The organism is Streptococcus sp. 1055, from assembly GCF_013276815.1.
In the GTDB taxonomy this organism is placed as follows: domain Bacteria; phylum Bacillota; class Bacilli; order Lactobacillales; family Streptococcaceae; genus Streptococcus; species Streptococcus pseudopneumoniae.
This window is the reverse complement of sequence record NZ_VMLT01000137.1, coordinates 1-12093: the sequence shown is the minus strand read 5'-3', so window position 1 is coordinate 12093 and position 12093 is coordinate 1. Positions and strand designations below refer to the sequence as shown.

At 39.1% G+C, this 12093-nt stretch carries 12 protein-coding genes and 1 pseudogene; 10 read left to right on the top strand and 3 right to left on the bottom strand.

Going from position 1 to position 12093, the window contains the following annotated elements; genetic code table 11:
- Positions 1–103: 103 nt before the first annotated feature.
- Complete coding sequence (gene rpsB / locus HT699_RS10570) at positions 104–883, top strand: 30S ribosomal protein S2 (RefSeq protein ID WP_000268466.1); 780 nt, start codon at positions 104–106, stop codon at positions 881–883.
- 78 nt (positions 884–961) lie between these two features.
- Positions 962–2002 (top strand): translation elongation factor Ts, encoded by a 1041-nt coding sequence (gene tsf / locus HT699_RS10565; RefSeq protein ID WP_023936278.1) that lies wholly within the window; start codon positions 962–964, stop codon positions 2000–2002.
- A gap of 121 nt (positions 2003–2123) precedes the next feature.
- Here the strand turns inward: tsf and cysK are convergent, their stop codons facing one another.
- The 3 genes and pseudogenes from cysK to HT699_RS10555 form a co-directional block, all read right to left on the bottom strand.
- Entirely contained in the window at positions 2124–3050 is a 927-nt protein-coding gene (gene cysK / locus HT699_RS10560) for a cysteine synthase A (protein ID WP_023940641.1), read from the bottom strand.
- A 96-nt stretch (positions 3051–3146) separates the two neighbouring features.
- A pseudogene (locus HT699_RS11910) lies at positions 3147–3230 on the bottom strand (PH domain-containing protein); the annotation flags it as partial.
- 104 nt (positions 3231–3334) lie between these two features.
- The gene (locus HT699_RS10555) at positions 3335–3970 is read right to left on the bottom strand and encodes a YigZ family protein (protein WP_000395743.1); all 636 of its coding nucleotides are present in this window, start codon (positions 3968–3970) and stop codon (positions 3335–3337) included.
- A 55-nt stretch (positions 3971–4025) separates the two neighbouring features.
- Here HT699_RS10555 and HT699_RS10550 point away from each other — a divergent pair, with 55 nt between their 5' ends.
- The 8 genes from HT699_RS10550 to cbpD all read left to right on the top strand — a co-directional run bounded on the left by HT699_RS10550 (position 4026) and on the right by cbpD (position 12040).
- On the top strand, positions 4026–5324 hold the full coding sequence (locus HT699_RS10550; RefSeq protein ID WP_138707176.1) for a DEAD/DEAH box helicase: 1299 nt from the start codon (positions 4026–4028) through the stop codon (positions 5322–5324).
- Positions 5321–5983, top strand: coding sequence for a ComF family protein (locus HT699_RS10545; RefSeq protein ID WP_000649947.1), 663 nt, complete (start codon positions 5321–5323; stop codon positions 5981–5983). Before HT699_RS10550 ends, HT699_RS10545 begins: the two co-directional genes overlap by 4 nt.
- Positions 5984–6062: 79 nt before the next feature.
- On the top strand, positions 6063–6611 hold the full coding sequence (gene raiA / locus HT699_RS10540; protein ID WP_000599099.1) for a ribosome-associated translation inhibitor RaiA: 549 nt from the start codon (positions 6063–6065) through the stop codon (positions 6609–6611).
- A gap of 135 nt (positions 6612–6746) precedes the next feature.
- Positions 6747–8720, top strand: coding sequence for a DHH family phosphoesterase (locus HT699_RS10535; RefSeq protein ID WP_172934353.1), 1974 nt, complete (start codon positions 6747–6749; stop codon positions 8718–8720).
- Entirely contained in the window at positions 8717–9169 is a 453-nt protein-coding gene (rplI, locus tag HT699_RS10530) for a 50S ribosomal protein L9 (protein WP_000864214.1), read from the top strand. The genes HT699_RS10535 and rplI overlap by 4 nt, the downstream gene beginning before the upstream one ends.
- Before the next feature lie 43 nt (positions 9170–9212).
- Positions 9213–10565 (top strand): replicative DNA helicase, encoded by a 1353-nt coding sequence (dnaB, locus tag HT699_RS10525; RefSeq protein ID WP_000852490.1) that lies wholly within the window; start codon positions 9213–9215, stop codon positions 10563–10565.
- 1 nt (position 10566) lies between these two features.
- Complete coding sequence (locus tag HT699_RS10520) at positions 10567–10833, top strand: Veg family protein (protein ID WP_001278160.1); 267 nt, start codon at positions 10567–10569, stop codon at positions 10831–10833.
- An 88-nt stretch (positions 10834–10921) separates the two neighbouring features.
- Entirely contained in the window at positions 10922–12040 is a 1119-nt protein-coding gene (cbpD, locus tag HT699_RS10515; RefSeq protein ID WP_054392556.1) for a choline binding-anchored murein hydrolase CbpD, read from the top strand.
- Positions 12041–12093 lie beyond the last annotated feature (53 nt).

Below are 12093 nucleotides of genomic sequence, written 5' to 3'. Positions count from 1 at the left end.
TGAACGATAATACTCATTCTTGATGAATTGTGAAGCAGTTGCCCTTGGGTCGTTTTGCGAGTTGAAGTCAAGAAGAGGAAAAAAACAAAAAGGAGAAATACTCATGGCAGTAATTTCAATGAAACAACTTCTTGAGGCTGGTGTACACTTTGGTCACCAAACTCGTCGCTGGAACCCTAAGATGGCTAAGTACATCTTTACTGAACGTAACGGAATCCACGTTATCGACTTGCAACAAACTGTAAAATATGCTGACCAAGCATACGACTTCATGCGTGATGCAGCAGCTAACGATGCAGTTGTATTGTTCGTTGGTACTAAGAAACAAGCAGCTGATGCAGTTGCTGAAGAAGCAGTACGTTCAGGTCAATACTTCATCAACCACCGTTGGTTGGGTGGAACTCTTACAAACTGGGGAACAATCCAAAAACGTATCGCTCGTTTGAAAGAAATCAAACGTATGGAAGAAGATGGAACTTTCGAAGTTCTTCCTAAGAAAGAAGTTGCACTTCTTAACAAACAACGTGCGCGTCTTGAAAAATTCTTGGGTGGTATCGAAGATATGCCTCGTATCCCAGATGTGATGTACGTAGTTGACCCACATAAAGAGCAAATCGCTGTTAAAGAAGCTAAAAAATTGGGAATCCCAGTTGTAGCGATGGTTGACACAAATACTGATCCAGATGATATTGATGTAATCATCCCAGCTAACGATGACGCTATCCGTGCTGTTAAATTGATCACAGCTAAATTGGCTGACGCTATCATCGAAGGACGTCAAGGTGAGGATGCAGTAGCAGTTGAAGCAGAATTTGCAGCTTCAGAAACTCAAGCAGATTCAATTGAAGAAATCGTTGAAGTTGTAGAAGGCGACAACGCTTAATTTATATAAATAGTAATTACCTAGGAGGGCGGGGCTTAGCCCGGCTCTCCTATTTTTAAAAAATATAGGAGAATCAAAATGGCAGAAATTACAGCTAAACTTGTAAAAGAGTTGCGTGAAAAATCTGGTGCCGGTGTTATGGACGCTAAAAAAGCGCTTGTAGAAACAGACGGTGACATCGAAAAAGCGATTGAATTGCTTCGTGAAAAAGGTATGGCTAAGGCAGCTAAGAAAGCTGACCGTGTTGCTGCAGAAGGTTTGACTGGTGTTTATGTTGACGGTAACATTGCAGCAGTTGTTGAAGTAAATGCTGAAACTGACTTCGTTGCGAAAAACGCTCAATTTGTTGAGTTGGTAAACGCAACAGCTAAAGCAATCGTTGAAGGAAAACCAGCTAACAACGAAGAAGCTCTTGCTTTGACAATGCCTTCAGGTGAAACTCTTGAAGCTGCATACGTATCTGCAACAGCAACTATCGGAGAAAAAATCTCATTCCGTCGCTTTGCTTTGATTGAAAAAACAGATGCACAACACTTCGGAGCATACCAACACAACGGTGGACGTATCGGTGTTATCTCTGTAATCGAAGGTGGAGACGAAGCACTTGCTAAACAAATTTCAATGCACATCGCAGCGATGAAACCAACAGTTCTTTCATACAAAGAATTGGATGAGCAATTTGTTAAAGATGAGTTGGCACAATTGAACCACGTTATCGACCAAGATAACGAAAGTCGTGCAATGGTTAACAAACCAGCTCTTCCACACTTGAAGTATGGATCAAAAGCACAATTGACTGATGAAGTGATTGCTCAAGCTGAAGCTGACATCAAAGCTGAGTTGGCTGCAGAAGGCAAACCAGAAAAAATCTGGGACAAAATTATCCCAGGTAAAATGGATCGCTTCATGCTTGACAACACTAAAGTTGACCAAGCTTATACACTTCTTGCACAAGTTTACATCATGGATGACAGCAAGACAGTTGAAGCATACCTTGAATCAGTTAACGCTTCAGTAGTTGAGTTCGCTCGCTTTGAAGTTGGTGAAGGTATTGAGAAAGCTGCAAACGACTTTGAAGCTGAAGTTGCAGCTACAATGGCAGCAGCCTTGAATAACTAATTATAGAAAGGAAGTAAATTTGCTTCCTTTTTTCTATGCAGTCGATCCTTATAGGGAGAGCTTCCTATTTTCAAGGTAAAAATAAAAAGCCCTATAATAAGGGCCAATTGTATTTAGGAGACTAAACTTCAAATTCATAGAGTGCTGTAGAGAGATAACGTTCACCGTTATCTGGTGCTAGAGCAAGGACTTTTTTACCTGTACCTAATTTTTTGGCAATCTCGATGGCTCCGTAGATAGCTGCAGCTGAGGAAATCCCTACAAGGAAGCCTTCTTTTCCACCAATTTCACGTCCGAGTGCAAGAGCATCATCTGATGTTACACGAACGATACCATCATAGGCTTTAGTATCAAGTGTATCAGGAATAAATCCAGCTGAGATACCTTGAATTTTGTGAGGACCAGGTTTTTCACCAGATAGAATAGCAGATTCATCAGCTTCCACTGCATAAACTTGAATGTTTGAATTTGCTGATTTGAGTGCATGAGAAACACCAGAAATCGTTCCACCGGTACCCACTCCAGCAACAAAGGCATCTAGTCCATCTTTACCGAAAGCAGCTAGTATTTCAGCTCCTGTTGTTCTTTCGTGTACTTCTGGATTAGCTGGATTGTCAAATTGAAGAGGAAGGAAGCCATCACGTTCAGCAGCGATTTCTTGAGCCTTAGCAATAGCACCCTTCATTCCTTCGCTACCAGGCGTAAGGACGAGTTCAGCACCATAGGCTTGGATAATCTTACGGCGTTCTACACTCATAGTTTCAGGCATAACGATGACAACTTTATACCCTTTAGCAGCCCCTACCCATGAAAGTCCAATACCAGTGTTTCCACTTGTTGCTTCAACAATAGTAGAACCAGGTTTCAGAATACCATCTTGTTCAGCTTTTTCAATCATGCTAAGGGCAATACGGTCTTTTACAGATGAACCAGGATTAAATGCTTCAAGTTTTACATAGACATCTGCAGCACCTTCTGGCACAATGTTGTTGAGTCTAACAATCGGTGTTTGACCGACTAGTTCAGTAATGTTGTTATAAATAGACATATGAATACCTCTTTGTATAAGATATTTCTAGTATAACGCTATCTATACCATTTGTAAAATATAGAAATCCTATCGAAGTGATAGGATTTTTTTATATCACAGGTCTAAGCCATTAATTTTTAAGCGATTGTGTTCAGCTAATTCTAGTAAATAGGTGTAAAGGAAAACGATATCAGGTTTCGTTTGAATTGCTTCATTTTCTAGTATATTTTGGTACGCATCTTTTTATTTTGCTAATTAAAGTAGCGGTGGAAATATCAGTGAAACACTGTATTATCTATTGTTTACACTAGGTTTACAGGAACCTCAACTTCGCGTAAACCTTGATCAGTTAAAGTGACTTTTCCATTAAAAAATTCTACCAGTGCAGCTTTAATAGTTTCTTTTTCTTCTTTATCAACATAAATCATCGTATCGACTTGATCTGTAAAGTTTGTATCCAGCTCCATGAGATTATGTTCTTTAAGAAAGTTACTGTACTCTTGGTACTGAGCATAAGACATTTGAATAGCAATGCCCGCCTGTTCCTTTATTTCAATGATGCCAATTTCTTTGACAGCTAAGGCGACACTGCCGGCGTAAGCACGAATTAGTCCTCCAGCGCCTAGTTTAATACCACCAAAGTAGCGTGTCACAACCACACAGACATTGGTGAGATTGTGATTTTCTAGTACCCCAAGCATGGGAACACCAGCAGTACCACTAGGCTCACCATCATCACTTGTACGTTTAATTTCACTACGTTCTCCAATAATAAAGGCAGAGCAGTTATGTGTCGCTTTGTAGTGTTCTTTTTTGATGGCAGTAATGAAGTCACGAGCCTCTTCTTCGCTATAAACACGCTTGGCATGGCAGATAAAGCGAGATTTTTTGATTTCTTCTTGGACTTGACCGTCCTCTTTAATTGTTCTAAATTCCATGATTTAATTGTACTAAAAAATCATCTAAAGTGCTAGTTTTTACGAATAAAGAAGTATGAAAGTAAATCCAAATTATCTCGGTCGTTTATTTACTGAGAATGAATTAACAGAAGAAGAACGTCAGTTGGCGGAGAAACTTCCAGCAATGAGAAAGGAGAAGGGGAAACTTTTCTGTCAACGTTGTAATAGTACTGTTCTAGAAGAATGGTATTTGCCCATCGGTGCTTACTATTGTCGAGAGTGCTTGCTGATGAAGCGAGTCAGAAGTGATCAAACTTTATACTATTTTCCGCAGGAGGATTTTCCGAAGCAAGATGTTCTCAAATGGCGCGGCCAATTAACTCCTTTTCAAGAGAAGGTGTCAGAGGGACTACTTCAAGCAGTAGACAAGCAAAAGCCAACCTTAGTTCATGCGGTAACAGGAGCTGGAAAGACAGAAATGATTTATCAAGTAGTGGCTAAAGTGATTAATGGAGGTGGTGCAGTGTGTTTGGCTAGTCCTCGCATAGATGTTTGTTTGGAGCTGTATAAGCGCCTGCAACAGGATTTTTCTTGCGGAATAGCTTTGCTACATGGAGAATCGGAACCTTATTTTCGAACACCACTAGTTGTTGCGACGACCCATCAGTTATTGAAGTTTTATCAAGCTTTTGATTTGCTGATAGTGGATGAAGTAGATGCTTTTCCTTATGTTGATAATCCCACGCTTTACCACGCTGTCAAGAATAGTGTAAAGGAGAATGGATTGAGAATCTTTTTAACAGCGACTTCGACCAATGAGTTAGATAAAAAGGTCCGTTTAGGAGAACTAAAAAGACTGAGTTTACCGAGACGGTTTCATGGAAATCCGTTGATTATTCCAAAACCAATTTGGTTATCGGATTTTAATCGCTACTTAGATAAGAAGTGTTTGTCGCCAAAGTTAAAGTCCTATATTGATAAGCAGAGAAAGACAGGTTATCCGTTACTTATTTTTGCTTCAGAAATTAAGAAAGGGGAGCAGTTAAAAGAAATCTTACAGGAGCAATTTCCAAATGAGAAAATTGGCTTTGTATCTTCTGTAACAGAGGATCGATTAGAGCAAGTACAAGCTTTTCGAGATGGGGAGCTGACAATACTTATCAGTACGACAATCTTGGAGCGTGGAGTTACATTCCCTTGTGTGGATGTTTTCGTAGTAGAGGCCAATCATCGTTTGTTTACCAAGTCTAGTTTGATTCAAATTGGTGGACGAGTTGGACGAAGTATGGATAGACCGACAGGAGATTTGCTTTTCTTCCATGATGGGTTAAATACTTCAATTAAGAAGGCGATTAAGGAAATTCAGATGATGAATAAGGAGGCTGGTCTATGAAGTGCTTGTTATGTGAGCAGACTATGAAGACTGTTTTAACTTTTAGTAGTCTCTTACTTCTGAAGAATGATGCCTCCTGTCTTTGTTTAGATTGTGATTCTACTTTTGAGAGGATTGGAGAAGAGCACTGTCCAAACTGTATGAAAATAGGATTGTCAACAAAGTGTCAAGATTGTCAATTTTGGTGTAAAGAAGGAGTTGAAGTCAGTCATAGAGCGATTTTTACTTACAATCAAGCTATGAAGGATTTTTTCAGTCGGTATAAGTTTGATGGAGACTTCCTTTTAAGAAAAGTGTTTGCTTCAGTTTTAAGTGAGGAGTTAAAAAAGTACAAAGAGTATCAATTTGTAGTCATTCCCCTAAGTCCTGATAGATATGTTAACAGAGGATTTAATCAGGTTGAGGGCTTGGTAGAGGCAGCAGGTTTTTCGTATCTGGATTTACTAGGGAAAAGAGAAGAGAGAGCCAGTTCTTCTAAAAATCGTTCAGAACGCTTGGGGACAGAACTTCCTTTCTTTATAAAAAGTGGAGTCACTATTCCTAAAAAAATCCTACTTATAGATGATATCTATACTACAGGAGCAACTATAAATCGTGTCAAGAAACTGTTGGAAGAAGCTGGTGCTAAGGATGTAAAAACATTTTCCCTTGTAAGATGAGGAAAAAATTTGCAAAAATAGAATGAAAGCGTTATAATAAAATCATAAAAACAAAAATGTTTAGAAAGAAGGTACTCATATGATTAAATATAGTATACGTGGTGAAAACCTAGAAGTAACAGAAGCAATTCGTGATTATGTAGTTTCTAAACTCGAAAAGATCGAAAAGTATTTTCAAGCTGAACAAGAGTTGGATGCTCGAGTTAACTTGAAGGTGTATCGTGAAAAAACTGCTAAAGTGGAAGTAACGATTCCGCTTGGCTCTATTACTCTTCGTGCAGAAGATGTATCTCAAGATATGTATGGTTCAATTGACCTTGTAACTGATAAAATTGAACGTCAGATTCGTAAAAATAAAACAAAAATCGAGCGTAAAAATAAAAATAAGGTAGCAACTGGTCAATTATTTACAGATGCTTTGGTGGAAGATTCAAATGTTGTCCAGTCTAAAGTTGTTCGTTCAAAACAAATTGATTTAAAACCAATGGATTTGGAAGAAGCAATTCTACAAATGGATTTATTGGGGCATGATTTCTTTATCTATGTGGATGTTGAAGATCAGACAACCAATGTGATTTATCGTCGTGAGGATGGTGAAATTGGTTTGTTAGAGGTTAAAGAATCTTAATTTCAATATGTGTAAAGGTAGGTTTACTGAATTGTAAACTACCTTTTTCTTATAATTGATAGAATTACTGATTACACTTTTAAAAAGTCGCTTTTTGAGGGGTATTATGGTATAATGGGTGCCAAGAGGTTTTGAATGAAAAAATTTTATGTAAGTCCAATTTTTCCTATTCTAGTAGGATTGATTGCGTTTGGAGTCTTATCCACTTTCATTATTTTTGTTAATAATAATCTGTTGACGGTTTTAATTTTGTTTCTTTTTGTAGGAGGCTATGTTTTTTTATTTAAGAAACTGAGAGTGCATTATACAAGGAGTGATGTAGAACAGATACAGTATGTAAACCACCAAGCGGAAGAAAGTTTGACAGCTCTATTGGAACAGATGCCTGTAGGTGTTATGAAATTGAATTTATCTTCTGGAGAGGTTGAGTGGTTTAATCCCTATGCTGAATTGATTTTGACCAAGGAAGATGGCGATTTTGATTTAGAAGCTGTTCAAACGATTATCAAGGCTTCAGTAGGAAATCCGTCTACTTATGCTAAGCTGGGTGAGAAGCGTTATGCTGTTCATATGGATTCTTCTTCCGGTGTTTTGTATTTTGTAGATGTATCCAGGGAGCAAGCCATAACAGATGAATTAGTAACGAGTCGACCAGTGATTGGAGTTGTGTCTGTGGATAATTATGATGATTTGGAGGATGCAACTTCTGAGTCAGATATTAGTCAAATCAATAGTTTTGTAGCTAATTTTATATCAGAGTTTTCAGAAAAATACATGATGTTTTCTCGTCGGGTAAGTATGGATCGATTTTATCTATTTACTGACTATACGGTGCTTGAGGGCTTGATGAATGATAAATTTTCTGTTATTGATGCTTTCAGAGAAGAGTCGAAACAGAGGCAGTTTCCCTTGACCTTAAGTATGGGATTTTCTTATGGCGATGGAAATCATGATGAAATAGGGAAAGTTGCTTTGCTCAACTTGAACTTGGCTGAAGTACGTGGTGGCGACCAGGTGGTTGTCAAGGAGAATGATGAAACGAAAAATCCAGTCTACTTTGGCGGTGGGTCGGCTGCGTTCATCAAGCGCACTCGTACCCGTACTCGATCAATGATGACAGCCATATCTGATAAGATTCGTAGTGTGGATCAAGTGTTTGTAGTTGGGCATAGAAATTTAGATATGGATGCTTTGGGCTCTGCTGTAGGTATGCAGTTGTTCGCCAGCAATGTGATTGAAAATAGCTATGCTCTTTATGACGAAGAACAAATGTCTCCAGATATTGAACGAGCTGTTTCATTCTTAGAAAAAGAAGGAGTTACGAAGTTGTTGTCTGTTAAGGATGCAATGGGGATGGTGACCAATCGTTCTTTGTTGATTCTTGTAGACCATTCAAAGACAGCCTTAACATTATCAAAAGATTTTTATGATTTATTTACCCAAACCATTGTTATTGACCACCATAGAAGGGATCAGGATTTCCCAGACAATGCAGTTATCACTTATATCGAAAGTGGTGCAAGCAGTGCCAGTGAGTTGGTAACGGAGTTGATTCAGTTCCAAAATTCTAAGAAAAATCGTTTGAGTCGTATGCAAGCAAGTGTCTTGATGGCTGGTATGATGCTGGATACTAAAAATTTCACCTCACGAGTGACTAGTCGGACATTTGATGTTGCTAGCTATCTCAGAACGCGCGGAAGTGATAGTATTGCTATCCAAGAAATCGCTGCGACAGATTTTGAAGAATATCGTGAGGTCAATGAACTGATTTTACAGGGGCGTAAATTAGGTTCAGATGTACTAATAGCAGAGGCTAAGGACACGAAATGCTATGATACAGTTGTTATTAGTAAGGCAGCAGATGCCATGTTAGCTATGTCAGGTATTGAAGCGAGTTTTGTTCTTGCGAAAAATACACAAGGCTTTATATCCATCTCAGCTCGGAGTCGTAGTAAACTGAATGTGCAACGGATTATGGAAGAGTTAGGCGGTGGAGGTCACTTTAATTTGGCAGCAGCTCAAATTAAAGATTTAACCTTGTCAGAAGCAGGTGAAAAACTGACAGAAATTGTATTAAATGAAATAAAGGAAAAGGAGAAAGAAGAATGAAAGTAATTTTTTTAGCAGATGTTAAAGGAAAAGGTAAAAAAGGCGAAATTAAGGAAGTACCAACAGGGTATGCGCAAAACTTTCTTATCAAAAAGAACCTAGCAAAAGAAGCGACTGCTCAAGCTGTAGGTGAACTTCGTGGTAAACAAAAATCTGAAGAGAAAGCTCACGCTGAGATGATTGCAGAAGCAAAAGCAATTAAAGCCCAACTTGAAGCAGAAGAAACGGTTGTAGAATTTGTTGAAAAAGTTGGTCCAGATGGTCGTACCTTTGGTTCTATTACCAATAAGAAGATTGCAGAAGAATTGCAAAAGCAATTTGGAATTAAGATTGATAAACGTCATATTCAAGTACAAGCTCCGATTCGAGCAGTTGGTTTGATTGATGTGCCAGTGAAAATCTATCAAGATATCACAAGTGTAATCAATCTTCGTGTGAAAGAAGGATAAGTTTACACCTTCTTGACAAGATTGTAAAAGGAAGGGAAATCTGATGGCAGAAGTAGAAGAGTTACGAGTACAACCTCAAGATATCTTAGCTGAACAATCCGTTTTGGGGGCTATCTTTATTGATGAGAGTAAGCTTGTTTTTGTGCGAGAATATATTGAGTCTCGGGACTTTTTTAAGTATGCCCATCGTTTGATTTTCCAAGCTATGGTCGATTTATCCGATCGTGGCGATGCCATAGATGCAACAACGGTTCGTACCATTCTTGATAATCAAGGCGATTTGCAGAATATTGGTGGCTTGTCTTACTTGGTTGAGATTGTCAATTCTGTGCCAACTTCTGCTAATGCGGAGTATTATGCTAAAATCGTTGCAGAAAAGGCTATGTTACGGCGATTAATCGCCAAGTTGACAGAGTCTGTCAATCAAGCTTACGAAGCGTCGCAACCAGCTGATGAAATCATTGCTCAGGCAGAAAAAGGCCTGATTGATGTCAGTGAAAATGCTAATCGAAGCGGGTTTAAGAACATTCGAGATGTGTTGAATGTCAACTTTGGAAATCTGGAAGCTCGCTCGCAACAAACGACCGATATTACAGGTATTGCGACAGGCTATCGTGATTTAGATCATATGACGACTGGTCTGCATGAAGAGGAGTTGATTATCTTAGCAGCTCGTCCGGCGGTTGGTAAGACAGCTTTTGCCTTGAATATCGCTCAGAATATTGGGACTAAGTTGGACAAAACGGTTGCTATCTTTTCGCTGGAAATGGGTGCGGAAAGTCTAGTCGATCGTATGTTAGCGGCAGAAGGGTTGGTTGAGTCGCATTCTATCCGTACAGGTCAATTGACCGATGAGGAGTGGCAAAAATATACCATTGCTCAAGGGAACCTAGCAAACGCAAGTATCTATATCGATGATACGCCAGGGATTCGAATTACAGAGATTCGTTCTCGTTCTCGTAAACTGGCTCAAGAAACGGGCAATCTAGGTTTGATTTTGATAGATTACTTGCAGCTTATCACGGGAACTGGGCGAGAAAACCGCCAACAAGAAGTTTCAGAAATTTCACGTCAGTTGAAAATCCTAGCCAAGGAACTGAAGGTTCCAGTAATCGCTCTGAGTCAGTTGTCTCGTGGTGTAGAACAACGTCAGGATAAAAGACCAGTCTTGTCTGATATTCGTGAATCTGGGTCTATCGAGCAGGACGCTGATATCGTAGCCTTTCTTTATCGCGACGATTACTATGAGCGTGGTGGTGAAGAAGAGGAAGGCATACCAAATAATAAGGTGGAAGTTATTATCGAGAAAAACCGTAGTGGAGCTCGTGGAACTGTGGAATTGATTTTCCAAAAAGAATACAATAAATTTTCAAGTATCTCAAAGAGGGAGGCATAAGATGTCAGATGCATTTACAGATGTAGCCAAGATGAAAAAAATCAAAGAGGAAATCAAGGCGCATGAGGGTCATGTAATTGAAATGACTTTGGAAAATGGGCGCAAGCGCCAAAAAAATAGATTGGGTAAGTTAATTGAAGTTTATCCATCCCTATTTATTGTGGAATTTGGGAACGTTGAAGGAGATAAACAAGCTAATGTTTACGTTGAATCCTTTACCTACTCAGATATCCTTACAGAAAAGAATTTGATTCATTATCTGGACTAAAGTGAGAGATTTTCTCACTTTTTCTTTTTTCTCCGAATAGTTTAAGTGAAGGCAATCTTCGATTTATATTATTTTTCAAGGAGGAAGAATGAAAATTTTACCGTTTATAGCAAGAGGGACAAGTTATTACTTGAAGATGTCAGTTAAAAAGCTTGTTTCTTTTTTAGTAGTAGGATTGATGCTAGCAGCGGGTGATAGTGTCTATGCCTACTCTGGAGGGAATGGATCGATTGCGCGTGGAGATGATTATCCTGCTTATTATAAAAATGGGAGCCAGGAGATTGATCAGTGGCGCATGTATTCTCGTCAGTGTACTTCTTTCGCAGCCTTTCGTTTGAGTAATGTCAATGGTTTTGAGATTCCAAGGGCTTATGGAAATGCGAATGAATGGGGGCATCGTGCTCGTCGTGAAGGCTATCGTGTAGATAATACACCGACGATTGGCTCCATTGCTTGGTCTACTGCAGGAACTTATGGGCATGTTGCCTGGGTGTCAAATGTAATGGGAGATCAGATTGAGATCGAGGAATATAACTATGGTTATACAGAAGCCTATAATAAACGAAGTATAAAAGCAAATACGATGACAGGATTTATTCATTTTAAAGATTTGGCTGGTGGCAGTGTTGGGACTAGTCAATCCTTAGCTTCAACAGGGGGCACACATTATTTTAAGACTAAGTCAGCTATCAAAAATCAACCTCTAGCTAGCGCAACTGTGATTGATTACTATTATCCTGGGGAGAAGGTTCATTATAATCAAATTCTCGAAAAAGATGGCTACAAGTGGTTGAGTTATACGGCTTATAACGGAAGTCGTCGCTATATACAGCTAGAGGGAGTGACTTCTTCACAAAATTATCAGAATCAATCAGGAAATAGCTCTAGCTATAGATCCAATAGTAGTCCAACTGTCGGTTGGAAGAAAATAAATGGTAGTTGGTATCATTTCAAATCAAATGGTTCTAAATCAACAGGCTGGCTGAAAGACGGTTCTAGCTGGTATTATTTGAAATTATCTGGTGAAATGCAGACAGGATGGTTAAAGGAAAATGGCTCGTGGTATTATCTGGATAGTTCAGGGGCAATGAAAACAGGCTGGTATCAAGTTTCTGGTAAGTGGTATTATTCTTACTCTTCAGGTGCCCTAGCTGTTAATACGACGGTGGATGGCTACAGAGTAAACAGTGATGGAGAACGAGTGTAGAAAATTGGAGTAGGAAATTTTTCCTGCTCTTTTCTGGTACGACGGGCATGTCG